General features: G+C 42.8%; 18 protein-coding genes and 7 pseudogenes. 14 read left to right on the top strand and 11 right to left on the bottom strand.

What is annotated here, in order from left to right:
- Positions 1-109 precede the first annotated feature (109 nt).
- A pseudogene (locus G7Y90_RS03900) lies at positions 110-2,130 on the bottom strand (ABC-F family ATP-binding cassette domain-containing protein).
- A gap of 466 nt (positions 2,131-2,596) precedes the next feature.
- On the opposite strand from G7Y90_RS03900, the gene erpA reads away from it, so the two are divergent.
- From erpA to G7Y90_RS03855, 8 genes and pseudogenes are all read left to right on the top strand, one after another.
- The gene (gene erpA / locus G7Y90_RS03895; RefSeq protein WP_045443732.1) at positions 2,597-2,977 is read left to right on the top strand and encodes an iron-sulfur cluster insertion protein ErpA; all 381 of its coding nucleotides are present in this window, start codon (positions 2,597-2,599) and stop codon (positions 2,975-2,977) included.
- Positions 2,978-3,326: 349 nt separating this feature from the next.
- Positions 3,327-4,900 (top strand): annotated as a pseudogene (gene gshA, locus G7Y90_RS03890) (glutamate--cysteine ligase).
- 97 nt (positions 4,901-4,997) lie between these two features.
- Entirely contained in the window at positions 4,998-5,525 is a 528-nt protein-coding gene (locus G7Y90_RS03885) for a disulfide bond formation protein B (RefSeq protein ID WP_045454815.1), read from the top strand.
- Between the two features lie 500 nt (positions 5,526-6,025).
- The gene (locus tag G7Y90_RS03880; RefSeq protein WP_250163451.1) at positions 6,026-6,652 is read left to right on the top strand and encodes a copper resistance protein NlpE N-terminal domain-containing protein; all 627 of its coding nucleotides are present in this window, start codon (positions 6,026-6,028) and stop codon (positions 6,650-6,652) included.
- 426 nt (positions 6,653-7,078) lie between these two features.
- Positions 7,079-8,602 carry a Mur ligase family protein gene (locus tag G7Y90_RS03875; protein WP_250163450.1) on the top strand — a complete coding sequence of 508 codons (1,524 nt, stop codon included), beginning with the start codon at positions 7,079-7,081 and terminating at the stop codon, positions 8,600-8,602.
- 367 nt (positions 8,603-8,969) lie between these two features.
- Positions 8,970-9,222: pseudogene (locus G7Y90_RS03870) on the top strand (GlsB/YeaQ/YmgE family stress response membrane protein).
- A 313-nt stretch (positions 9,223-9,535) separates the two neighbouring features.
- The gene (gene def, locus G7Y90_RS03865; RefSeq protein ID WP_045442956.1) at positions 9,536-10,090 is read left to right on the top strand and encodes a peptide deformylase; all 555 of its coding nucleotides are present in this window, start codon (positions 9,536-9,538) and stop codon (positions 10,088-10,090) included.
- A gap of 164 nt (positions 10,091-10,254) precedes the next feature.
- A pseudogene (locus G7Y90_RS03855) lies at positions 10,255-11,425 on the top strand (type III PLP-dependent enzyme).
- Positions 11,426-11,515: 90 nt separating this feature from the next.
- Here the strand turns inward: G7Y90_RS03855 and G7Y90_RS03850 are convergent.
- The 3 genes and pseudogenes from G7Y90_RS03850 to dnaJ all read right to left on the bottom strand — a co-directional run bounded on the left by G7Y90_RS03850 (position 11,516) and on the right by dnaJ (position 14,738).
- The gene (locus tag G7Y90_RS03850; protein WP_250163447.1) at positions 11,516-12,469 is read right to left on the bottom strand and encodes a secretin GspD/PilQ domain-containing protein; all 954 of its coding nucleotides are present in this window, start codon (positions 12,467-12,469) and stop codon (positions 11,516-11,518) included.
- A 104-nt stretch (positions 12,470-12,573) separates the two neighbouring features.
- Positions 12,574-13,344 (bottom strand): 4-hydroxy-tetrahydrodipicolinate reductase, encoded by a 771-nt coding sequence (gene dapB, locus G7Y90_RS03845; RefSeq protein WP_250163923.1) that lies wholly within the window; start codon positions 13,342-13,344, stop codon positions 12,574-12,576.
- Positions 13,345-13,602: 258 nt separating this feature from the next.
- Positions 13,603-14,738: pseudogene (gene dnaJ / locus G7Y90_RS03840) on the bottom strand (molecular chaperone DnaJ).
- A 441-nt stretch (positions 14,739-15,179) separates the two neighbouring features.
- Here dnaJ and G7Y90_RS03835 point away from each other — a divergent pair.
- Positions 15,180-15,833 carry a DUF2939 domain-containing protein gene (locus G7Y90_RS03835; protein ID WP_045454908.1) on the top strand — a complete coding sequence of 218 codons (654 nt, stop codon included), beginning with the start codon at positions 15,180-15,182 and terminating at the stop codon, positions 15,831-15,833.
- Between the two features lie 153 nt (positions 15,834-15,986).
- Here G7Y90_RS03835 and G7Y90_RS03830 read toward each other — a convergent pair whose 3' ends face one another.
- A complete protein-coding gene (locus G7Y90_RS03830) occupies positions 15,987-17,051 on the bottom strand; it encodes a disulfide isomerase DsbC N-terminal domain-containing protein (RefSeq protein ID WP_250163446.1) in 1,065 nt (354 codons plus the stop codon).
- 423 nt (positions 17,052-17,474) lie between these two features.
- Positions 17,475-18,179, bottom strand: a complete 705-nt coding sequence (locus tag G7Y90_RS03825) for a pseudouridine synthase (protein ID WP_045442943.1) — start codon at positions 18,177-18,179, stop codon at positions 17,475-17,477.
- Between the two features lie 193 nt (positions 18,180-18,372).
- Between G7Y90_RS03825 and G7Y90_RS03820 the strand changes: the two are divergent.
- The 4 genes and pseudogenes from G7Y90_RS03820 to G7Y90_RS03805 all read left to right on the top strand — a co-directional run.
- Positions 18,373-18,960 (top strand): annotated as a pseudogene (locus G7Y90_RS03820) (YigZ family protein); the annotation flags it as partial.
- Positions 18,961-19,096: 136 nt separating this feature from the next.
- Positions 19,097-20,160 (top strand): annotated as a pseudogene (locus G7Y90_RS03815) (YheT family hydrolase).
- 44 nt (positions 20,161-20,204) lie between these two features.
- A complete protein-coding gene (locus G7Y90_RS03810; RefSeq protein WP_250163445.1) occupies positions 20,205-20,747 on the top strand; it encodes an acyl-CoA thioesterase in 543 nt (180 codons plus the stop codon).
- Between the two features lie 183 nt (positions 20,748-20,930).
- Complete coding sequence (locus G7Y90_RS03805) at positions 20,931-21,308, top strand: DsrE family protein (RefSeq protein WP_045442939.1); 378 nt, start codon at positions 20,931-20,933, stop codon at positions 21,306-21,308.
- A 242-nt stretch (positions 21,309-21,550) separates the two neighbouring features.
- Here G7Y90_RS03805 and G7Y90_RS03800 read toward each other — a convergent pair whose 3' ends face one another.
- From G7Y90_RS03800 to G7Y90_RS03780, 5 genes are all read right to left on the bottom strand, one after another.
- On the bottom strand, positions 21,551-22,291 hold the full coding sequence (locus tag G7Y90_RS03800; protein WP_250163444.1) for a hypothetical protein: 741 nt from the start codon (positions 22,289-22,291) through the stop codon (positions 21,551-21,553).
- Positions 22,292-22,296: 5 nt separating this feature from the next.
- A complete protein-coding gene (locus tag G7Y90_RS03795) occupies positions 22,297-23,046 on the bottom strand; it encodes a MarR family transcriptional regulator (RefSeq protein WP_250163443.1) in 750 nt (249 codons plus the stop codon).
- Between the two features lie 119 nt (positions 23,047-23,165).
- Positions 23,166-23,999 carry a hypothetical protein gene (locus G7Y90_RS03790; protein ID WP_250163442.1) on the bottom strand — a complete coding sequence of 278 codons (834 nt, stop codon included), beginning with the start codon at positions 23,997-23,999 and terminating at the stop codon, positions 23,166-23,168.
- A gap of 70 nt (positions 24,000-24,069) precedes the next feature.
- The gene (locus G7Y90_RS03785; RefSeq protein WP_250163441.1) at positions 24,070-24,357 is read right to left on the bottom strand and encodes a hypothetical protein; all 288 of its coding nucleotides are present in this window, start codon (positions 24,355-24,357) and stop codon (positions 24,070-24,072) included.
- Between the two features lie 147 nt (positions 24,358-24,504).
- On the bottom strand, positions 24,505-24,783 hold the full coding sequence (locus tag G7Y90_RS03780; protein ID WP_250163440.1) for an ATP-binding protein: 279 nt from the start codon (positions 24,781-24,783) through the stop codon (positions 24,505-24,507).
- A 200-nt stretch (positions 24,784-24,983) separates the two neighbouring features.
- Between G7Y90_RS03780 and G7Y90_RS03775 the strand changes: the two genes are divergently transcribed.
- Positions 24,984-26,024 carry an NAD(P)H-dependent flavin oxidoreductase gene (locus G7Y90_RS03775; RefSeq protein WP_250163439.1) on the top strand — a complete coding sequence of 347 codons (1,041 nt, stop codon included), beginning with the start codon at positions 24,984-24,986 and terminating at the stop codon, positions 26,022-26,024.

The following is a 26,024-nucleotide window of genomic DNA, read 5'->3' as shown; positions in this document are numbered from 1 at the left end:
TAATAAAAAAGGGAGAGCCAGCGCTCTCCCTTTTTTGTGACTGTCTTTATCAAGTGAAAATAGCTTAAAAAACAATCAAAACCTACTATTTGCTATAACGAACAGCTCTCTACTCAAAACCCGCTTCCATTTCTTCTAATGTCGTCATCAAAAGCAATAGTTTTTCTTCATTGTCACTGTGCTGCTGCTGCAATGCCGTTTGCTCATTAAGTAATAACAGCAAATCAGACTTGCGACCTTCTTCGTACAAATCCGTATCAGCCAGTTTTTCTTCAAGTGTCACGAGCTGTCCATCAATTTTAGCCAATGCCTTTTCTATCTCTTCTATCTCACGGCGAATAGGCGCGGTGAGTTTGCGTTGTTCAGCCGCCAATTTGCGCTGAGCATCTTTACTAAGCGTAGGCGTCGTCGCTTTACTTTCTGATGAATGATCAGGTGCTTTATTACTCACTTGACCATTATCTGTTTCACGTGAAACAAATTTCTTACTCTCTTTTTTACTTTCTTCTTACTGGTACTTTTATCTGATGAGTTCTCTTGCTTACGCTTTTCTGCCAGCCACTTACCGTAGTCGCTGATGTCACCATCGAACTCCTCGATTTGACCATCATGTACCAAAAACAGCTCATCACAGACGTTGGCAATCAACTCACGATCATGCGAAACCAGTACCACTGCCCCCTCAAATCCTTGCAAGGCGATGGTCAGCGCTTGGCGCATTTGTAAATCTAAATGGTTGGTCGGCTCATCGAGTACCAGAACGTTCGGACGTTGCCAAACAATCAATGCCAGCGTCAAACGCGCACGCTCGCCCCCAGAGAATAGCTCACTCGGAGTATCGATACGCTCACCGCGGAAGTCAAAGCTACCTAAAAACGAGCGTAACATCGCATCAGAGGTTTTACCGGCTAGACGACGCAACATCTCTATAGGCGTGGCCTTGGCATCCAAGATATCCATTTGATGCTGGTTAAAATAGCCTAATTTTAAGGTATCCGAAACACGATACGTCCCTGTTAATACGCCAAGCTCGCCGACTAAGGCTTTAATTAAGGTCGACTTACCAGCGCCATTCATACCTAGCAAGCCAAGACGCGTATCCGGCGTTACTTGTACATTGGCATTATATAGAAGTGGCGTATCGCTATAGCCAATATCCGCTTTGGTCAGCTCAATCAGTGGTGAGCTCATATTTGCTGGCTCATAAAAGCGGAAAGAGAACGGGTTGTCCGCCATCATCGGTGACAGCTCAGCCATGCGCTCAAGCTGCTTGATACGGCTTTGTGCTTGCTTAGCTTTACTGGCTTTAGCACGGAAACGACGAATAAAGTCATCCAAATGTGCTTTGGTCGCTTCTTGCTTCTCAAAGGCTTGCTGCTGCTGCGCCATACGCTCATGACGGGTGCGAATAAATTGCTGATAGTTACCCGTATAAAGCGTGATTTTTTGTTGTTCTACATGAAGAATATGACCAACAGTCGCATCCAAGAATGCTTGGTCATGCGAGATGACGATCACGAGACCCATAAAAGCATTGATCCATGTCTCAAGCCAAAGGATCGCATCCAAGTCCAAATGGTTGGTCGGCTCATCGAGTAACATTAAGTCCGCACGGCTCATCAAAGTTTTGGCAAGGTTTAGACGCATGCGCCAACCACCCGAAAACCCTTCTACGGGTAATTCATGCTGGCTGGTATTAAAACCAAGACCTGCCATAATTTGGGCCGCTTTAGTCGGCGTACGATAGCCATCAATTTCATCAAACTGCTGATGCAATACCCCGATCTGCTCATCACTGACGCTACTCAAATCATTCAAAGAAGCATTAATCTCATACCACTGCTCATCACCGCTCAATACATAATCAATCGCAGACTGCGTTGTAGCGCCGACTTCCTGAGCCATGTGTGCCACATGCCAGCTATCAGGAATACTGACTTCACCTCTATCAAGCGTGACCTCGGTATCTCCTCTGCCCATTCGCGTCAACAATAAGGCAAATAAGGTAGATTTGCCGGTGCCGTTGTTGCCCGTCAAGCCAACTTTGTGGCCCGGATGTAGCTGGAAGCTTGCCCCTGCAAACAACTCACGACCATCACGGCGAACACCAACGTCTTTAAATTCGATCATATAATCTCTTCAACTCAACAGTAATATAAAATATAAGGCAATAAAAAAACACATCTGGCATGTTAACTGGCGGCTATTATTTCAAACGCTTGCCCCATAGGCAAACGATTAAATAACTATTTCAAAACCAAGTGTTTATTCGCACAAAAAGTCTTTCTCTTAGCATGAGTTTATGGGGATAATAACCGCTAGTATCAATCAGCCACCTTCAGCCAGTAGCGTCACTCTTGACAAACGAATCAATACCCCCATTATGATATACTGCGATGAGATAAGTGCCCGTTATCAACCAAATCGTTGTAATGACACAGATATCATATTTATAATGCGCCATTAGTCATACCAATAGCAGCGCCATAATAACAGCACCCAATTGAATCAAACGCCGTGCGTATCTTTATTTGCAACTATTTCATTGCAAACCCTAACTGGACGACCGCATTTGATCCTAGCAACTGAGGTAGATATGAACGAATCAGCCAACCAATTTAATCCAAGCGCCAGCCAGCCAGTAGACCCAACTGTTTTAAGCTTAACCGATAGCGCTGCACAAAAGGTGCGACGTCTGCGTGAAGAAGAAGGCGACAGCGATCTGATGTTGCGTGTCTATGTGACGGGCGGCGGCTGCTCAGGTTTTTCTTACGGCTTTAACTTCGCCAATGAGCTGAATGAAGACGATGCCAATTTTGACAATGACGATGTAACCTTGGTCGTCGATTCACTAAGCTATCAGTATTTACAAGGCTCTACCGTTGACTATACTGAAGGGTTAGAGGGCGCACGCTTTATCGTCACCAATCCAAATGCTACCACCACGTGTGGCTGTGGCTCATCCTTCTCTATTTAAGTTGGCGAGACGCATGACTTTTGATCAAGATACCTTCCTCGTTAGTCAACGCTATCATAAACCGCTTAACGTCGTACTTTTGAAGCATCTATCTCGTAGGTAGATGCTTCTTGTTTTATGCGTTTTTTAGAAAACAGTAACGCGCTGTGCATAAAATTTTTTATTGAAATACCTATTAAAATCAAGAGGAATGAGCGCCTGTAAAGCTTATCGTATTTGTAATTGTCCGTGGTTTTCAGGGCAGCTTTGAGCTAAACTGACGGCATTCTTAATCCAATATTTACCTTCATTATGGTCAAACGCCAGTCGTGTTTTGAGCCGCCATAATAAATAACAATAGATGACTATTATGAGTAATTTTGCGAGTAGCTTTGTGAATTTTGACATTCCTAATTGGTTTGATAGCAAGCATTTAACGGGCATGCTCCGCGGTATCGAAAAAGAAGGGCTGCGCGTAAGACCCGATGGCTACTTGGCTCAGACGCCGCATCCAGCCAAACTTGGCTCAAAGCTCACCCATCCGTTTATCACAACTGATTATTCAGAAAGCCTACTTGAGCTAATTACTGACCCCAAAACCTCACCAAAAGAGACGCTAAACATGCTGCGTCAGTTGCATGTATTGGTCTATCAAGCCATGCCTGAAGGTGAGCTGATGTGGCCGCTGTCTATGCCTTGTATGCTGTCATCGAATGATGAAGACATCCCACTGGCTGATTATGGCAGCTCTAATACGGGTAAGCTCAAGACGCTATACCGTAGCGGGCTTGGTATTCGCTATGGTCGCCGCATGCAAACGATTGCAGGTTTGCATTATAACTTGTCTTTTGGCGACGGGTTATTTGAAGTTTGGCAAGCTGAAATACCTGCTGCACAAGCGCAAACCCTGACAGAATTTAAAAACGAAAAGTACTTAGGGCTCATCCGTAACTTTAAGCGTCTGACCAGTTTGGTATTGTATTTACTGGGTGCTAGCCCTAGCGTTTGTCCTTGTTTCTTAGCTGGTCGTGAGCATGATTTAGAACTGCTAAACGACTCAACTTATTATAAGCCTGCTGCCACCAGCCTACGTATGGGCAAGCTCGGTTATACCAATAGTGTGCAAGAACAGCTCGATATTCGTTATAACTATCTGCCAGAGTATGTCGATGGACTGCGCCGTGCGATTCAGACTCCGCACGAAAGCTTTGCCAAGCTTGGCTTAGATGATGCCGATGGCAACCCTATCCAAATCAACAATCATATTTTACAAATAGAAAATGAATACTATAGCCCTATTCGTCCTAAACAAATCGCGATGAGCGGCGAGACACCGACCGAAGCATTAGAGCGCCGCGGTATCGCCTATGTTGAGTTCCGTGCAATCGATCTAGATCCTTATAGCGATGTCGGTATTCGTCTGTCTAGCGCTTGTTTCTTAGAGGTCATGGCGCTGTACTGTCTGCTGAGCGACTCACCTGATCTATTACCTGAGGAAGAAGAGACCTTAGCCATCAATCTTGAGCGCGTGGTAAACGAAGGTCGCCGCGAAGGCTTACACATTATAAACAACGGCGAAGAGCAACTGCTTGAGAGCTGGATGCTGGTGCATTTAGAACGTATGCAACCACTTGCCGCGCTACTTGATGCGCATTATGGCGGCAACGATTACCGTGCAGCAGTCGCGTTAATGCAAGGCAAAGCAGGGCACTCTGAATCAACCATTTCAGCACAAGTAAACTCTGATAGTCAGCGTTTAGGCAGCTTATGGCAGCTTGGCTTTACCTTGGCGCAGCAGCATCGTGAGTCTTTATTACAGCAAACGCTTAGTCCAAACACCCAAGCCAAATATGAAGTGTTAGCAGAAAATCGATATTACAGCAGGCTGAGATTGAAAAAGCCGAAACTGAAGATTTTATGGAATTTTTACAGCAATATCGCTAAGTTTTGATTGCTGAGCTTTGATTGCTAAGCTTTGAGTACTAAATTCTGACCGCCACTTAACGTGTATAGATGACTACTTTATAAGAGTAACTGCCCGATGCTAAAGCTGACCACTTACCGCAATTTGCAAATATTTTTGGTGATAATAGCCGTAATAGGTATGAGTTTTGCGCTGTTTTTTTTACAGCGCTATATGGGGTTTTCGCCTTGCCCACTGTGTATTTTTCAGCGTATTGGCCTCATAATCATGGGCAGTTTTGCTTTGATAGCGGCATTATTCAACCCTAAATCTAAGGCAGTTAGACTGGTATTGTGGCTTGGTAGCTTAGCAGGTATCGGTTGGGCGACCGCCGTGGCTGGACGACATGTTTGGCTACAGCATCTGCCTGCCGATCAAGTACCTTCTTGTGGTCCGGGGCTGGATTATTGGTTAGATACGCTACCGATTTTGCAAGTATTTAAAGAAGTTTTTGCGGGCTCTGGCGAATGTGCTTCTGTTGAGTGGACATTTATGGGACTGAGCATTCCTGAACAATCTTTGATTCTGTTTAGTCTGCTATTGGTGGTACACGGGTTGATATTATGGCGTATTTTACGACCTGTTGCCCCTAGCCGCCTTGCTTGATGGCGAATTAGCCCCTACGTTGCTTTTTGCTATATCCTTCGTTTTTGCTAGATCCATTCTTCCAAACGAACAGATATATTTATTACTAAACATCTGTTCGTTTACGAGCCACTATTAAATATCTCCGATAATTTTCGTTCGTCATATCTATCAACGTTAAACCATTATTCTTAGCTCATGGCTAAACCTATCATAACAAAAAGGCCACAGAGATATCTTTAACCTTTGATATCTTGACACAGTTTATTTACTTTTTGATGGGTAAAATAGCGTTTTAAATATCCATCACTGTTGACTGATTGGCGATAGGCTACCGATAGCTTCTTCTCGCCGCCTAGCCTCAGATGGCACTTGTAGTCTCGTAGTCTTCTACTCTAATTTAAACATTTATACTTCCTATTATCTTTCCTTTTTGACAACGTATTGAGTTGTCGATAGTGTCGATAATCATTTGGAATGACTATTAAAAAACTGTTTTTTGGTGTGACCATGATATATTTTTGCCTATTTGTTCTAACACGCTAACTATCCTCAAACGCGGTGGTCGTTGTTTGCTAGCGCTGCCCCTCTGTGTGCTGCTCATCGGCTGTGATAGTACCTCGTCTAGCGGCGATAAAGGTATGACGACTAAGGTCGCCCCTATCGATCATGTAGAAGAGAACAGCGCACAAGCTAGCGCAGAGAACTTGTCAGAGACCAATCTATTAAATGCGGGTAGTGAGCTAGATAAAGTGTCAGAAGGACAATCGCTGATTGCGGCTGCCCAATCGAGTAACGGTGCACATCCCCATCAATCGCTGACACGCTCAGAGCCGCGTAATGGCACGTTACAAGCCACGTTAATGGGCGATTATGGTGGCATGGTACCCTGTAAATCTTGTGATAGCACTGATATTACATTGAATTTGTTCGCTGATGGTTCAGTGCTAAAAACCAGTATAGATAACAATCCGGAAATGCCGAATGCACCCCTGTTTGAACCTGGTGTTTATCGTCAAGACAACGATATGATTACGATTGTCTATGAAGACAAAAACATTGAAGCGTATCATATTCAAGACAATCATCTTGTTTTAATGGATGAACATAAAAAACCTAATAATGACTATACCCTGTCGCGCAAATAATAAAATAGCGGCATAAACATTTAGAGGCTCTAAATTTTAAGTGCTCTGAATATAGTGATGCTCAATGAGCAAAACTATCCTTTTAATAACGCCTACTTGTTAGGCGTTTTTTATTGGTCATCATGCGGTGTTTACTTTACAATAAGTGCTTGTTTTCGACGCTGCTATTTGGCGATCCTATGCTGTTTTTGTGACAGAATATAGGGTCGAAGCAATATAAAGTAGAGATAAGGCAAGCGGGCGTCAATAGTACGTTTGGTACATGAAGCACGGTTAACGCCGTCACCATTTATAATATTTTAATTATAGCCAAGACTGATGATCATTAGGTTGAGCGTATCCTAGAATACACCATAGTTAATATCGGTAACTTTTGGGATAATGCTCCATTTTTATTCTTTTAATTTAAGCTCGTACGGAACGTCTATGCATATTCATATTCTTGGTATTTGTGGTACTTTTATGGGCTCACTGGCATTGCTGGCACGCGAGCTTGGACATACGGTCACGGGCTCAGATGCCAACGTTTATCCGCCGATGTCCACCCAACTGGAAAACGCGGGCGTGACCATTGAGCAAGGCTATCTGGTAGAGCATTTACAACCAGCACCAGATTTAGTCGTCGTTGGTAATGCCATGAAGCGCGGTATGGATGTCATCGAATATATGCTGGACACAGGTCTACGCTATACCTCAGGACCACAGTTTTTATCTGAGCAGGTATTACAATCGCGTCATGTGATAGCCGTTGCCGGTACTCACGGTAAAACCACGACGACGACTATGCTCGCTTGGATATTGCACTATGCGGGTATCGATACTGGGTTTTTAATCGGCGGTGTGCCACTGGTTGATACCACTGATGAGCATTTACAGCACGTCTTCGCTCACAGCAGTTATTTGGGTGCTGACAAAATTGATAATGACGATTCGGTAAATACTGGCTATTTCGTTATCGAAGCGGATGAATACGATTCTGCATTTTTTGATAAGCGTTCAAAGTTCGTTCATTACCGTCCGCGTACGGCTATTTTAAACAATCTAGAATTTGATCATGCGGATATTTTTGCGGATCTTGAAGCTATTCAGACCCAATTCCATCATATGGTGCGCATGATTCCAAGCACGGGCAAAATCATTATGCCCACAGCGACTGCCAGCTTAGAGGAGACGTTAGCGAAAGGGGTTTGGACACCCGTTTGGCGGACAGCAGTATTGAATTCAGCGGCACATAATACCTATGCAACAGATAATACCCATGCAAAAGATAAGCATGTAAAAGATAGTAGTGATTGGCAAGCTGAACTTATCAGCGAAGATGGTGGTCAATTTGCGGTTAGTTTTGCGGCTGATATTGCTGATGAAGAAGCCACGGGAGTCATCGATTGGTCGATGAGCGGCATGCATAATGTGAATAATGCCTTGGTTGCTGCCGCAGCGGCTTATAACATCGGCGTCAGTGTCAAAACTGCGTGCGCGGCGTTATCAGCATTCGCGGGCATTAAACGTCGGATGGAGCTGATTGGCGATGTCAATGATATCTTAGTCTTTGATGATTTTGCTCATCACCCTACGGCCATTACTACGACCTTAGATGGTGCCAAGAAGAAACTGGCGGACAGACGCATTTGGGCGATTATTGAACCACGTAGTAACACCATGAAAATGGGCATTCATCAAGACAGCTTGGCTGAGTCTGCTGCTCTCGCCGATCATACCTTATGGTATGAGCCGACAGGACTGGAGTGGGGTCTAAAAGAAGTCATTGAAAATGCCAATAGCGCAAATCCTAACATGGGCAACCAACAGGTGCTCTCTAGTATCGATGCTATCATCGAGCATATCGACACGCACGCAAAAGCGGGTGACGCCATTGTGATTATGTCGAATGGCGGTTTTGAAGGTATTCATCAACGCTTATTAACTGCGCTACGTAGTAAAGCCACTTAATAAAGCTACGCAACAAATAATCTAGCTGGTCTAGTTCTGGTGTCAAATAAGAGCGTTGCTTATTATAAATGAGCAACGTTTTTTTATGATCAACTTTTTCTGATTACTTGCGTTTACTATAGAACGTATCAGTATTAGGGAGCGTCGATATCCAAAAATGCCTTAATATATAAATGGCGTTTTCGACTTCACTACCTTTGTAACCTTTCATTTACCTATTCTACCTGCATATTAGCAAATCTACGATTTTCCTCACATAGCTCATACACTGGTAACATTTCGCGCTTACCTTTACGTCTATACAGTGCTTACAATGAGCTTATCAAAATTGATTAACTATTATAAATGATAAAATTAGGAGAATAATATGAGCTTTATTTGGATGATTATTGTAGGTCTGGTTGCAGGTTTATTGGCACGAGCTATCAAGCCAGGTAGCGACCCGATGGGCTGGATAATGACCATTGTATTGGGTATCGTCGGTGCTTTATTAGGTGGCTTCTTAGCTAGTCTTATCGGTATCAATGCTGATGGCGGATTTACTGGTTTGATATTCTCAGTAATAGGTGCGATCATCCTGTTTTATCTACGAGATGATTATGAGCAAACGTGGCGTATAACTTTGCACTTTTGCTCAGATGTTTTAGCTGCCCCAAGTGACTTTAATGACTCAGAAGTGATTTGATTTACTAAACTCAATTTACTAAAAAGCAGCTCTACTTATGCAAGTCAGATTACATCTAATCTAGCTTATATAAATCAAAAAGCCTTGCGAATTGCAGGGCTTTTTTATGCCTATAAAAAAGCGACCTCCTTGATTTTTTACGATGATAAAAAGCAATAATTGTGCGAAAGTATTGATAAGCATTACTTTTGTCCCCATTTATCCTATAATATCAACCCTATTTTATCCCTATCATTGAGGTGAGCGTTATGGCTTTACTCCCTATTTTAAATTACCCAGACCCGCGCCTGCGTACTATTGCTACGCCTGTTAAGGAAGTGACTGCTGAAATCAAAACCTTAATCGCTGATATGATTGAGACGATGTATGAGGCACAAGGTATCGGTTTGGCGGCAAGCCAAGTGGATCGCCATATTCAGCTCATCGTCATGGATCTGTCCGAAGATAAAAATAGCCCTAGAGTTTTTATCAACCCAAAGGTGACACCATTGGTAGAAGAGAAACAGCCCTATGAAGAAGGTTGTTTGTCCGTACCTGAAGTCTATGACAGTGTTGAGCGCCCGAATAAAGTGCGTATTGAAGCCTTAGATGAGAATGGTCAAAAAATCGATGAAGAAGTCGAAGGCTTACTCGCGGTATGCATCCAACATGAAATGGATCATTTAAATGGGGTCATATTCGTCGATTATTTATCACGTCTCAAGCAAACTCGTGCTCGCGATAAAGTGCGTAAAATCGTTAAAATACGCGAAAAACAAGGCGAACAAATGGCGGATAAACAGCCGCAGCCCAGCCATTCTTAGTCCATTCATTATCTAAGCTATTTTTACGTCATTTAATCAGCATGGACGCAAGGTTTCATTACCTGTTAGATGCGTGATGACACTAATGTGAGATGACAATGACGTGATGCGAGCATTTACTCTTTAACACCTACTGTCTTTATTAAAGGTTCCCTACCATGACCATGATCAAAATTGACCAATATTTTGACCCTGCCGGCTGGCAGAAATTCACTCAAGCTGCTGAAGGTCGCGAGACGCCATTTTTGGTCGTGGACCTTAGCCGTATCAAAACCAAATATCATGAAATGGTTGGGTTTTTCCCAATGCAAAAATCCATTATGCAATGAAAGCCAGTCCTGCTGTTGAAGTGATTAACCTGCTTGCTGATCTTGGTTCGAACTTTGATTGTGCCTCCATCTATGAGCTTGATCGCGTACTAGACTGCGGCGTTGAGCCATCGCGTATCTCTTATGGCAATACCATTAAAAAAGCGGAGCACGTCAAATATGCCTTTGAAAAAGGTATTGACTTGTATGCGACCGACTCAGAAGCGGATCTAAAAAATATTGCCAAGCACGCCCCTGGTTCAAAAATCTTTGTGCGTATCTTAGTACAAGGGTCAGAGACCGCTGAATGGCCATTGTCTCGTAAGTTTGGTTGTCATCCCAATATGGCGATTGAGCTGTTGATTCAAGCTCGTGACTTGGGCCTAGTACCTTATGGCATCTCATTCCACGTCGGTAGTCAGCAAAAAGACGTTGCCGCTTGGGATGATGCACTAGCCAAGGTCAAATACATGTTTGACTGGATGAAAAACGAAGAAGATATTAAGCTACAAATGATCAATTTGGGTGGCGGTTTTCCAGCCAACTATATCAGTGAAGTGAACCCTATAAAAGTCTACGCTGAAGAGATTACTCGTTATTTGACAGACGACTATAGTGAAGAGGACATGCCTGAGATTATCCTTGAGCCAGGTCGTTCATTGGTTGGCGGCTCAGGTGTATTGGTCAGTGATGTGGTGCTTATCTCGCGTAAGTCGCACACGGATTTAACGCGTTGGGTGTATACCGATGTGGGCTTATTCCAAGGCTTAATCGAGACTTTGGGTGAAGCCATCAAGTATCCGGTCTATACGCCTAAGATGGAAACGTCAACCAGCAAAGGCACTGTGGTACTGGCAGGTCCTACTTGTGATTCGACCGATATCATGTATGAAGAAGCGGGCATCAATTGCCATAAGCTGGAGATTGGTGATAAAATCTTTGGTTGACCACGGGTGCGTATACTAACTCGTATTCATCTATTGAGTTCAATGGTTTTCCACCATTAGAAGTGATCTACGTTGACTAATCTGCAATAATTATTGTCGATAAAAAGCGCGATACTGCTCATTACAGTATCGCGCTTTTTTTATCAAAGATAATAGTAATCGATGCAAGGCTACTGCACCATTATCCAAATTGGTGTGTTTTTAGTGCTATCAATGGCACGATTGCTACCATAACTTGCGCGTTGATTTTGGCTACTTTGAGAGATTTGTCCGATAGTTACCCATTGACCACGTGGGATAATAATGGTCGTGTCTAGCCGTTGACCTTGAATGGCATGATTACTATTTTTCTGAGAAGTTGAATAGGAGCGTGCGAGTTTTTCTTCAACTTGTGACAAGGTTACTTCGACTTGACCAGTCGGTAATAATCTTGGCTTAACCGTGATGCCTTGCGTCGTTGGTAGCAATACTTGCTGCTGAATGACAATCTGTACTGAGGGACTTTTATAATTTGTATAACTATTTACATCGTAGGTTTGATTCAGCGCATAAAGCGTCCCTGTACTGATGCTGGCGGCACTACCTGACAAGGTTTGTACTTGGTATAAATTATTTGTTTGCTGTTGGCTATTGCTCTGATGAATAATCCCTGACCCTTGAATACCATGATTGCTAATAATGACCTGCCCTTGCTGAATATTACCTTGGACGCTGCTATTGTTGCCAACACGCACAGCGACCGTCAATGCCTGTGGCTGACCGTCAATCTGAGTCAATAACTGCTGTACCGCCTGATAGTTAGCGGCTGTCGTATGCAACACTAACTTGTCTTGATAGGTAGTAACCGTACCGCCGTCACGACTATTATTCAGTTGCTGACGAACAGCAGGTAATAATGCATCACCACCATAGGTATGAATGACGTAGGTTTGAAAAGTAGCTGCTTGTGCGACTATTGGCACTACCGTCAAATTGAGGGCAAATGCTATTTGGCTAGCGTAAAGCGTACTTTTTCTAGATTTGAGTGTCGTGACGATGTTGGCAGCTTTGATGCTTCTGGCACCCCTGACAACAGCCACAGTGCGACTAAAACCCACTATTAGATTCTTGCTAAACTTATTCATGTCTAACTCCTAATAATCATTTCGCTTTATCAATAAGCCGTCCTCAGCAGCCACCAAACAGCAAGCAAGAAACATTAATCACTCAAACCTTACTTGCTCAAAAACTAGTCATTCAAACCCAACACGTCCTGCATATTATATTGCCCGACCTCTTGTTTGATAACCCAAGTCGCGGCACGTACAGCACCCGCGGCAAAAGTCATACGCGCGCGGGCACGATGGGTAATTTCAACCACCTCACCATCGGCAATAAACATCACGGTATGATCGCCAATGATTTCACCACCGCGAATAGCATGAATACCAATAGTACCTGCTTTGCGTTCGCCCGTTTGTCCTTCGCGGCCATAAACAGCGACATCTTTTAGGTTCTGTCCACGAGCTTCTGCAACGGCTTCTGCCATCATATATGCTGTGCCTGATGGCGCATCGATTTTATGCTTATGATGTGCTTCAATGACTTCTACATCGGCATCCTCGCCAAATGTCTTCGCTGCCATGCTGAGCAACTTTAATGACAGATTAACGCCTGTTGAATAGTTACCAGCATAGACAATCGCAATTTTCTCGCTAGCCTTTGCCAATACTTGCTCTTGCTGCTCATTGAATCCTGTCGTCCCAATAACCATCGCGACATTGTTTGCCGCGCAAATCTGCATATTTTGTTCAGTGGCATCAGGCAAGCTAAAATCAATTAGTACATCGATGTCATTAATGACAACTTTTAAATCACCGACAATTTGCACTTCTAAGCGACCGATAGCGGCGACTTCGCCAGCATCCGCGCCGACAAGGCTTGAACCTTGACGTTCTATCGCGGCATTTAATATCGTTTGCGAGTTGTCTTGTACTGCCTCTATTAGCATACGCCCCATACGACCACCAGCACCAATCACCCCGACTTTGATGGCTTGTTTTTTTATTTTCTTGCGCTGTTATCTGTTGGCTCATATGTTTACCCTAAAAGCTCTATATTAATAAGAAAGGTTTTAAATGTTATGATGCTAAGTTTAGCAAATATCACCACCTGAATGGTTTTTTATAGCATCAATAAAAACCCCCAGTGTTTCATGTGAAACACTGGGGGTTTTGTATCTAGTCATTTAATCAAACGGGTGATTAAAACAACTCAGTTAATCAAATAAGTCGCCAATCTTTTTAAAGAATGACTTCTTATGTGGCGACTGCTGATGCTTGCTATCACCGTCGAGCGTATCTTGGAACTGGCGCAACAGGTCTTTTTGCTCGCGAGTTAAGTTCACTGGGGTTTCGATAACCACACGGCAAATCAAATCACCTTTCATGGTGGTGCGTACTGGCGTCACGCCTTTGCCGCGTACACGTAGCAACTTACCACTTTGCGTGCCTTCTGCAACCTTGATTTTTACTTTACCATCTAAGGTTGGAATTTCGACCTCTTTACCCAGTGCTGCATCGGTAATGCTCACAGGTACGTCCATATAGAGATCAGCCCCTTGACGCGTAAAGACATTGTGCGGTTTTACGCGTACTTCAACGTATAAGTCGCCGTTTTGGACGCCCGCGCCGCCCGCTTCGCCTTCGCCTGCTAGACGGACGCGATCACCATCATCAACACCAGCTGGGATAGACACTTCTAGCGTACGTGATTTGTCTTTAACGCCATTACCATGACAGTCAGAGCATGGGTTTTTGATTTGCTTACCAGTGCCGCCACAATGTGGGCAGGCCTGCTGCACGGCAAAAAATCCTTGCTGCATACGTACTTGACCTTGTCCATGACAGGTCTGACAAGTTACGATATCAGAGGCATTTTTTGCCCCTTTACCATCGCACGTGTCGCAAGGCGCAGGCGCAGTGAAACTGATTTCTTTTTTACAGCCACGTACCGCTTCTTCTAGCGTCAGCTCAATGACGTAACGCAAATCAGAACCACGGCGCGAACGTCCACCGCCGCCGCCACGCTGCTGACCGAAGATATCGCCGAAGTTGCCGAAGATATCACCGAAGATATCTTGGAAGTTGCCACCACCTGCACCGCCAAAGCCACCGCCGCCCGCCATGTTTCGAAGGCTGAATGACCCATGCGATCGTAAGCAGAGCGCTTCTCTTCGCTGCTTAGTACTTCGTAAGCCATCGATGCTTCTTTGAATTTATCCTCAGCATCTGGATCATCAGAGTTACGGTCAGGGTGATATTTCATAGCCAGCTTGCGGTAAGCTCGCTTAATTTCTTTGCTTTCAGCGGTCTTGCTCACACCTAATACTTCATAAAAATCACGCTTACTCATGGGCTCTCCTATCGTCTTTACAGTCCACCGGACAGTCGATTCAGTAGTTCTAGCCAACCACCACCTTAATACGACTCACTATGGCACTCAAAGGTTTCACATGAAACATCATAAATAGTGAGAGAAAAGAGGTGATACTGCTATGAATCTTACAAGCGAATACGGCGGGATGCTGCTTAGCCAAATCAATTATTAAAAGTTTGCGCTATTTATGGAGATGCTATGGTGATTTATCAAGCGCTTAGACAGGGAAAGTATCCACTATAGTGCGCTTGGCCATACAAAAAGGTTTTATTAAGGAATGAACAAAGGTTTTCATACCTTAAAAAGGCTCAGCCATGCTAATATTTATCACTATATTTTTGGGGTTTTAGATTTATACTCACCAGTATTAAATCTGCCTATCATTACGTTTTTTTTTGCGATAAGGGTTTGATTTTTATGAAGAAGCTGATTATTTTATTAATCGTCATTGCCGTCGCTGTCTATGCAGGATCGCCCTATTACAGCGCTTATCAGCTTAAAAATGCCTACGATGCCAAAGACGGCGCGACCATCGCCGCAGCGATCGACTATGAGCAAGTGCGACCTAGTATCCAAAACCAACTCACCAGTCAGTTTACGGCGACTATGAGCAATTATCCATTGGTCGCTGAGCTGGGCGGCGAAGCATTAACCCAAGCCGCCAATAGCTTTATCACGCAGGCGGTAGATGGTGCTATAACACCGCAAAATATCGAAAAAGTCATCAATACCCAAGGTCAGGCCAATACCGCAACCAAAGAGCTGGCCGCCGCATGGGCAATCGCTAGTAATCAAGTCGATCTCAAAAATTTGATTCAAAATCTTATCATCCAGCGCGGTGATGTGGATGCAGTGGTCAAAAGCCAAATGCAGCAAATCATGGAGAAACAAGCCGCTGAACTGGAGCAACAGGTAGCGCAAGGGTCTGACAGTGACAAGCCCAAATTAAGCTATTGCGGTATTAATTGCTTCACTATTAGCGGTCAGGTAAAAGGTTATCCGCTCACCATCGAGATGCAGCGTAACGGCTTAATTGATTGGAAAATCGTTGATATCGTGTTGCCACAATAGACTTGATATCCTTAACGGTTATAGGTAAAAAAAACCGCCACATAGATTACTTATGTGGCGGTTTTTTATTAATATTAAGGAATGTCATCTCTTAATACATTTTTTATTCATAACTTTATTAAACATCTATGCGAGATTAAACATCTGTGTGAGCTACTGCACACCCAAAAATTCTAAAAACTCAGGACTCTCAAAGCTCGCTTGAAACAGCACGCCATCTTCACGGTAGATAGCAGGCGTTGCCATCACCGCAAGCCCTGCTGCTTTTTCACGATTGGGCGTCACATGATCGGCTGTACAACTTGCTGGTGCTGGTGTCATCTCACCCTGCAACATTGCTTTATCAAAAGCTTTACGGCGGCTGTCCTCATCACTTTGACACCAAATGCCACGCATTTGCTCAGGGGACTGCTCGTATATCGGATAACCAATGGTTTTGACCGTCACACCTTTGGCATTAAGCATCGGTAGCTGTTGATGCAAGCGGCGGCAATAAGGACAATTGACATCATTTGCCACATAAATAACCGCTCTCTCAGGGCCTGTCGCTGGATAATTAATCAGCTGGCTTTCATCTAAAGTCGCAAACACAGACTGATTTTTACGCTTTTCAAACTGCTCATCGAGTCCGATGAATTGACCGTTTTCGATGACAGATATCTCGCCATCAGTAATATATTGTGCATCATCCGATAGTAAAAAAGGCACGCCTTCCAATGTCGCACCCCAAATCACACCTGGCACTGCGGTATAAAAGAACGGCGTTTTGGCACTCATATTTTTCAGCGCATCCATATTTGCCAATATATCAGCTTTGACACTCGCACTGACAGGTTTGCCTGCCTGCGCACTGGTGCTACGCGCTGGCGTCTTGGTGACCACACGCTTGCTTGGATTCTTTTGTAGCTCGCCTTGAATGACATATTTGCCATCTTCAGTGATATGCAAAGGCAACTGCCCCGCCAAATTGACTTGATACATATTGGGCAAGTTGGACGGCACAATAGAGCTGATTTGTGTTTTGATCCCTGCCTGAGTGAGCAATTGGCGCAAGCGACTGTCAACAGACTTACTAACGGTGCCAGCGGCTTTTGTATTTTGAGTACTCTGGCTCGTTTTTTGATTAGTAGCCATAGTATCACTAGACTGGGCACAAGCGGTGGTTGCCAATAACATGGCGCCAATTAAACTGGCAGATTTTAATAGAGATGATTTCACAGAGACAGTCCTATCTGGTTTTAACAAAAACAGCTTTTAATAACAGCGCGTTTCAGTAACAACGATTTTTAACAACCTTTAATTTTAACAACACTCAATCTTAAGAATAGCCGCTTCTAATAATGCTCGTTTCTAACAATAGCTACTTTTAATAAAGATAACGATATTATGTAAAAAAATAGATTAAAAAAAGATAGGCAGACTTTAGCACAAGGAATACTTTTGCAAAGGTTTAACGGCTCAATTTTGCAAAACTGCTACTGAGCTTTAAGAGATAGGCAACACAGTGTGCACGCGAGACATAACAGGGTAAAACCGATAGTTAAAAACCATGGTCAAACACTACGGTCAAAAAAAGCAGCACACGTGAAGTGGCTGCTGATTGTAAAGAAGTGCTTGCGAGTTCATTTCAAGATGAAAAACTTAGAACTTAGCGACTTCTTCAGGTGTTAAAAAGCGACTGTCGCCTTTCTCTAACCCTTCCAAAGTAATATGACCGACACTAGCGCGATGCAGCTCAACCACTCTATTACCAAAGTAACCCATCATCCGTTTTACCTGATGATATTTACCTTGCTCAAGGGTCAAACGTGCATGGGTCTCGTCAATGAATTCTAGAACCGCAGGTTTTGTTTCTTCGTGGTCGCCTTCTAAAAGGATGCCTTCAGCGACTTCTTTGACGGCATTGGCTTGCGCCGCTTCATCCATCGCATCTGCTAAAGTCAGCTCATAAATTTTGGCATGTTCATGCTTAGGGCTGGTGACACGGTGCAACCATTTACCATCATCACTCATCAATAATGCGCCGGTCGTATCAACATCGAGACGCCCTGCAATGCGCAAGCTACCAAGCTCTGGCACTGCAATCAGTTCAGTGACAATTGGATGCTCTTTTACTTTCAGCGTACATTCAAAGCCTTCAGGCTTATGTAATAGAATATAACGACTGCCCGCAGCGACCGATAATGGCTCGCCTGCCCAAATCACATCGTCATTGACCACATCGACGTGGACGCCTGGGTCTTTGATGACCTGATCGTTTACCGTCACTTCACCAGCGTGCAGAATTTTTTTGGATTCTTTACGCGATAGCTCAGTGGCTTTACTCAAAAATTTATCTAGACGCATATATTGCCTACCATTCGTTTGATGATACCTACTTTACCGTAGCAGCTAACGACACCAGCACTCGCACTGAGCTTGTTCGCTATCTTCATGGGTCAGAAGTGGTACTATAATAAAAAATTAAATGAACACTGCACCCAATGTGGACGACAGTGAAAGTCAGACAAGTTTACCATATCCAACCTAGACCTGAAATATGAGCTATCAAACGCTAAAACGTGCTGTCACTGCGCGCTTAGAAATTAAAAAATCCGAGTTTATTGCTTACGCTTATCCTGTGACTTCACGTGAGCAGGCATTGTTTCACGTGGAACAACTGCGTCAACAGTATGCTGATGCTCGCCACCACTGCTGGGCGTATATCATTGGTGATCCCAATAACACCACCAGTGCAGGCTTTGATGATGATGGTGAACCGAATGGTACGGCAGGGCGACCTATATTAAATGTGTTGCAGCATAAAGCGATCGGTAACGTCATTATTATCGTGGTGCGTTATTTTGGTGGTATTAAACTGGGCGCAGGCGGTCTAACCCGTGCTTATGCAGGCGCAGCGCAAGCGGTCGTCGATGAGATGGATTTAAGCCCTTATGTGCCAATGGTACAAGTGCAGATATTGGCAGAGTTTGCGACCGAAGCACAATGCCGCTATGTGGTCGACAGTTTAAATGGCAGTATCGATGATGTCGCTTATAGTAAACAAGTGACATTGACCGTGACGATTGCTGAGGCAGATATCGACCATTTAAAAGAACGTCTAGCGATGGATGGACGAGTATTAGATGAATCGAAAAAACAAATGAGTAACCATGCGTTCACTGAGCATTCACTAAATCTTATTGGTTTTGATAACTGGCATGGGTATGATAAGGCACTGATTGTTAAAGATGATTTTAACGCCCATTAAATAAGACAACTTTATGCCAACCTCAAATTCGCCAACTTCAAAACCGAGCCAACCCTTCTCTCCAGAGCCTTTTAAACCGCCCTTTTGGCTGACCAATCCACATCTACAAAGCATCTTGCCTAAGTTTTTTGCCCCTAAAGCTCCCACTTATCGCCGTGTGGTCGAAAAAGACTCGTTGGATGAAAGTGATATTGCTTATGACTTTTATGATGCGCATTCTATCGAAACCTTAGAAAATAGCGAGCGTGAACAAACGCCATTAATCGTGCTATTCCACGGTATGGAAGGCAGCAGCGACAGCCATTATGCACGTGCTTTGGCGCATCAGATGCACGCTCAGGGCTGGCACTTTGTGGTGGCGCACTTCCGCAGTTGTGGCGGCATTCCTGCTAATGGCCGAGTTTTTTATAATGCGGGTGATACCGATGAGGTGCATCATGCACTGCAAAATTTAAGTCAACAGTACGCCAATATTTATGCAGTTGGGGTGTCACTGGGTGGTAACGCGTTGGCGAAATACATGGGCGAATATGGTGATAAAGCAATCTGCCAAGGCGCTGTGGTCATCTCCGCTCCCGTCGATATGTCATCGGCGGCGCTTAGTATGCACAGCTTTTTGAGCCATCGAATTTACACCCCTTATTTGCTCAACCCCATTATCAAAAAAGCCTTAGCCAATGACATCAGCAAAGAGGAGATTGACTCGATCAAAGCGGTCAATCGCATCAGTGACTTTGACGATATCTTTACCGCGCCGCGTCATGGCTACCGCTCTAATAACCACTACTATCAAGCCTCATCAGCCCTGCCTTATTTGATAAAAGTAACGAAGCCATTGTTACTTATTAGTGCCAAAGACGACCCTTTCCTTGGTTTTACCGCCACGCCAAACGATGTGTCTAACAGTGTCACTATCTTAGACACTGAGCATGGCGGCATGTGGGTTTTATTCGTTATCGCTCTGATAAAGACAAGTCACCTCATCTTTATAAAAAATCAAGATTTGATATCAACTGGATACCTGAAACTGTCAGTGCTTATTTTAATCATATCGGTGTAGCATCTAATAAGCCCTAAAATAAGAATACTCACTTTACCTTTTACTCTTTTGAGATTGCACTATGTATCCATTTATCCGTTATGCCAGCACCATCGCCCACGCCGCGCTACAAGTCAAAAAAGGCAATACCTTAACGTTTAAAGATACGAGTGAGATTAGCTTTCGCTGTCGTCTGACAGATATTGATAATTTCTTAGAGATGAATAATGGTCGCGTACTTACCCTTTTTGATATGGGTCGTACTGACTTCGCGGTGCGTAGCGGACTTGGACGTCAACTGCTCAAGCAGCGTTGGGGTTTGGTCGTCGCTGGCAGTACCATCCAATATCGCAAACGTATTCGCGCCTTTGATAAAGTCACCATGAAAACGCATATCGTCGGCTTCGATGAGCGTTGGATATATATCGAGCAGTCGATGTGGGTAAAGGGCAAACCTTGCTCCTCTGCTCTACTGCGGACGGGCGTAACTGAAAAAGGTAAAGTGATAGAAACAGCACGTGTACTAGCCTCATTGGGGCAAGCAGATTGGCAGTTATCACCGAGTGGCTATGTGGCAGAATGGATCGTCAGTGATGCTGATCGTCCGTGGCCACCGCAAAGTTAGCATTTATTATTCAGCTTTATTCATAAGTCACAAACACCTATTCACAATCAGTTAACCTTATAACTACTATTTCCTAACAATACATTATATAAATATATATATTAAATGTTAGGATAGTAGTGAGCATCATACTCAGCTCAACTAAATACTATCTAATTAAAACAGTCTTATAAGGAGAATAATATGGCTAACACCACGGATTATGTCGGTACGTTATTTGATAATAGTGAATCAAATCCAAGCAAAATCACCTTAGCATTTACTATGGCTGGCGTGGCACTCAAAAAAGGTCATTCTGCCTCAGTAATATTAATGGTGGATGCGGTACATTTGGCATTGCCCAACGCTTTAGATAACGTCAATATTGGCGCGCCATTTGAACCTGCGGGCGAATTGCTAGAAGCCTTTATCGAAAAAGGCGGTCAAGTATTGGTCTGCGGCGCGTGTATGAAACACAATGGCGTCGAAGAATCCGCTATCGACAAGCGCTTTGAAGTGATTAGCGGTGATGATGTGGTTGAGCTGTTGATGAATGCAAAAGGGTCGTTGCAGTTGAATTAAATTGCAGTTGAGTAATTGAACCTAAGAGGTCATAACTTAGTATACTAGGGCGTGTCTTCATTCCAAAAATGGTGATAAAAATGAGATAAATTGCCGTCAAACAAGGAAAATAGCGCAGATAATATCGGGATTAATCAGCTATTTGACGATGTTTGGCAAGATTTAGCCATTTTTAGCCCATTTAGAGGACTATCGAGTGAATTGAAGACACGCCCTAAACTAAGTTATAACCTTTATTTTATCTAAGCGTACTTAACTCGATACTCTTCGACCTTTTGTAGTATTTCATCTACTGTTCCCTTTAGTTCTGAACCCATACGTAAATATTCTTGTTGGCGTTCGTCTTTGAAAAATGAAACTGTGGCGTAATAAAAGGGTTTTAATTCTTCTTTAAACTCAGATTCTGTAACCATGTTAAAACATATTTCAATTTGTCCTTGTGAGAGCAACATAATAATTATATTTTCAAAAAACATATAGAACATGTCTTCATTGTCTATTTTTGAAAGCTCTTCTAAAAAGTCAACTTTCTTCATTTCCTCATAAAATGATTTAAAACTTTCGAAATCATTATTCCATAAAGAATATATGCAATAAGAATGCACAATTGCTATTCGACCCAATTCAATATCTACGTTCTTTATAACTTCTGATAATATTGTATAAAAGACTTTCTTATATTCATAGAAATTGTTATTGAACACAATAGATAATAGATATGAAGCTTCAAGTGGAGCAAAGTTAGTTTTTTTGAAAAGCTTTAAGCCATAAAATTCTGGGATGAATTTTTCTGGATTTGCTAAAAATAATGTATGTAGATTAAATAGGTAATCTCTTATGGTTAGCTTGTTAAAACTATCTTCGAGTAACTGATAAGCACTTTCTATTTCATATTTATTAATAAACTCTCTCAATGGTAATTCTATATTCTTATACTCACTATCTTGATAATCTATTATTCCTGCTTTAGCTTCAAATTTCATACTATCTACAATCGATTTTTTAATTTCACTATCAATTTTTTTGAAGCCAGAAGTGCATTGAAATATACATCAGATACATTAATTTGATTATTTTCAATATTAAAAGCCGCGTTTACAAACCTTTCCGATAACTCTCTTTCATCACACCAGCTCTCCAGAAACCTTGTAAGCCATAATACCCGACGCTTATCCGTCTGATTACCATAACGCATCAAATACCAAATATTAAAGAATCGCTCTTTAATAATATAAAGGTGATTTTTGGTACTTGTCTCAATTTTATCCACTATCCATTGCTGTTGTAGCTTCACTAATTGCGCAGATACGGTTTTGCTTGGAAGACGTGTTTGCTCCGCGATCTCTTTGGTACTCATCGCATCCCAGTTCATCGCTATGGTATGGACAATCGCCTTTTGCTGACGCGACAAATCATCCATTCGATGCTTATATAAAGGTGTAGTCTTATCTATAGTTTCCTCTAAATAAGCATAGCTACTCTCTTTCGCTCCCTCCATAATAATTTGAAATAGCAAAACAATGGTACGCGGTACACCATCCGTTAAGCGCCTGACTGCTTCTATACGTTCAGGATGCTCAGTAATGATTTCTTCAATCGTTTTCACTGCTTCTTCACCAGTTTGTTTCGCCAGAGAGCGTAACAACTCGTGCATTTCGTCTTCACTGATTGGTTTTAAATTAACCAATTTAAAGAATTGATAAAAGGGCGCTGCACCGTCAAAATGTGCTTCAAGCAACTGACTGGAACCACCAATTAGACGAATGTGTGGATGTAAACTCAGTACTTCACGAAGCTGTGCATGTTCAATATCATCAAAATCTTTAAATAACTCTCCTAAATTATCAACGAAGACGATTATTTTTGCTTATTTTTAACCAAATGGCTTTGTATCAATTCCCAAGCAATTTCGGCACTGTCATCTAAACTTGAGACTTGCTCAAATAGTTCCGTGTATATATCAGCACTTTGCTCTGCAAGCTTTTCAGTAATACGTAACCAAAAAGTGAATAGTGACAAGATGCCATACTCTTCTTCATTGAGTAGAATAGGAATTAACCAGCTATTTAACTCTTCATCTTCACCCACTTCATTTGCTAGGCGTGATAAAAGTGGTCTTGCCAGCACCGCGCACACCTTGGATAAGATAATGTGTCTCAGGCTTCGCCATTGACCCTTTTGAATATCTTTCCAAATTCGCTGATACTCTTTTTTACGTATGCTAAAACCTGCTTTTAACAGCTGGGCATCTATATTTTGCGTGTTATAAAGCAAGACTGAATGACTTTGATTATTTCCATAACGAATCCACCAGCGTTTTAGGAGAGGAGAGGTAAATTGATAGGTACTATCATCAGGTTGATAGAGGTAACCATCGTGTAGCAGGCAGTTAATGACATACCTACTATCCACTTGGTCTTTAAAGTCAGCCTGCTGTGATAGGTTAAATAACTCGCCATAAACCACACTGTTATTTACTTGGCTTACCAAGTCTAGAACTTGTTGGGCATAAGAACGCTCAATTTTTTCTAGACGGTTTAATCTATCACGCCAATGAGAAAAGACGGTTTTCATTGCTGGACTAAACAAACTGTTGATAGCTACCTTTACATCGCTATGCTCGATTTGACGTTCTTCTTCATCAAATATTTCAATAAGCTGCTCACATACTAGCCCTAAATAGTAGGGCATATTCCAACCTACTTCATCGATGATTGCTTGCTTAGTCTCTATATCTAGAATAACTTCTGAACAGTGCTTATTAATGTAAAAGTCTATAAATTCTACTGCTCGATCGTTTAAAAGGGCGAACACTCATATTCACCAACATATTAATTAAGTCGGTAACTGCCAATTTTTCTGCTAATGTATCTAACCCTATCGAGCCTGTTAAGATAAACTGAACTTTTTCGTTGAATTCAGGGTCTTGACACAGTGCGCGAATACCCGATAAAAACTGCTCTACACCTCTTTTACCATGTTCATCAGATATTTTCTCCAGTACATCAGGGAATTCATCAATTGCAATAATGATGGTCTCTTCACTCAATTTCAGGCTCTCATACAGTACATCTCGAATCATTTCATGAGTAAATTTTGGTCTCACCCTTTTCTTTACCTAACCCAGCTTCGATGTTCGTTGGACTAACTGACAAGCTAAAATTAATACCTTTTGCCCACTCTGAGAGCTTACTCTTTATCTTTTCGGATTTTTTAATATGGTCGGAACGATAGATTTCACGTAGCATTTTTTGATAAAAGCTCTGCTCATTATCACAAGCTTGCACAAAACATATATAACTGCATAACCTGATTTAGGTTGGTCTTTAATATGAGTAATCAATGAAGATTTTCCTACTCGTCTAGGTGCAAGCAATAAAACATGAGCACCATCTGACAAATGTCTCCATAGTTTTTTTTCATCAGCAGGTCTTGGAAAATAATTATCGCCTGTCACTATGTTTCCTGTGCTCATCTCTAATCCTATTTTGACTACGAATTTGTAGTTATAATACTTAGCTACAGAATCATAGTCAAATATTTTAACTACGAAATTGTAGTCAAAATCCATCCCCATATTCAGCAACTAAATAAACACTATCCAACACGCTCTTTATCCTGTTCTGTTAAAGTAAGTGAGATAAAACACCTAATAACATAAAAAGGACGCCCGTCATGACCTTACTAAATATCCTTAATCTGACCCACCCCATCGTTCAAGCACCCATGGCAGGCGCAACCACACCTGAGCTGGCGGCGATAGTGAGTAACTTTGGTGGACTGGGTTCATTGGGATCGGGCATGACGCCGCCAGAGGTTTTGCATAGCCATATTGACGCCATTAAATCGCTCACCGATCGCCCTTTTATGATTAATCTAATGGTATTGTCTGAGCAGGAGTCGAGCGCCTTTGATACCGTACCTACTTGGTTGAGTAATTATTACCAAGAGCAGAATATAGAATTTACGCTCCCCGATCGTCCTGCACAAAGCTTTGCTGAGCAGTTGCAAGTGCTCTATGACAATCCTGTGCCTGTCGCCAGTTTTACCTTTGGTATTATCAGCGCCGAGCAAGTTCAGCGTTTGCAAAGTGTCGGCACGCGAGTCATCGGGACGGCAAATCATCCATTAGAAGCCAAAGCATGGAGCGATATTGGGGCAGATGCGGTCTGTGTACAAGGGGCGGAAGCAGGTGGACATCGCGGTGGCTGGCTCACGCAAAGTGAAAACGATCCATTGGGATTATTGACGCTGATTAGTCAAACGCGCGCGTTTACCGATATTCCGTTAATCGCAGCCGGCGGTATTATGACTGGTCAAGACATCAAAGCAGTACAAACGGCTGGCGCTGAGCTGGCGCAAATCGGAACGGCTTTTTTGACCACAGATAAATGCGGCATTAATGATATTTATAAGCAAGCGCTACTCAATGCCAGTGAAGATAAGCGCAGTACTGAGACACGCTTAACGAGACTGTTTTCAGGTAAACAAGCTCGTGGTTTATTAAATGATTATTTGCGTGATTTTGCTCAATTTGAAAGTGCGCATGAGCTACCGCCCTATCCACAATTAAATGCGATGACCAAATTTTTGCGTGGTCATGCGACCAATAATCTTGACCCGGAGTATCAGTCTTTATGGGCAGGACAAGGCGTCGCTTTGGTTAGACAAGAGCGTACGATTGAGTTACTAGAACGCTTGGTCAAAACGTTATAG

This window comes from Psychrobacter sp. WY6 (assembly GCF_018448495.1).
Lineage (GTDB): Bacteria > Pseudomonadota > Gammaproteobacteria > Pseudomonadales > Moraxellaceae > Psychrobacter.
Note: the sequence above shows the minus strand (reverse complement) of the source record. Positions and strands in the feature narration are given on the sequence as shown.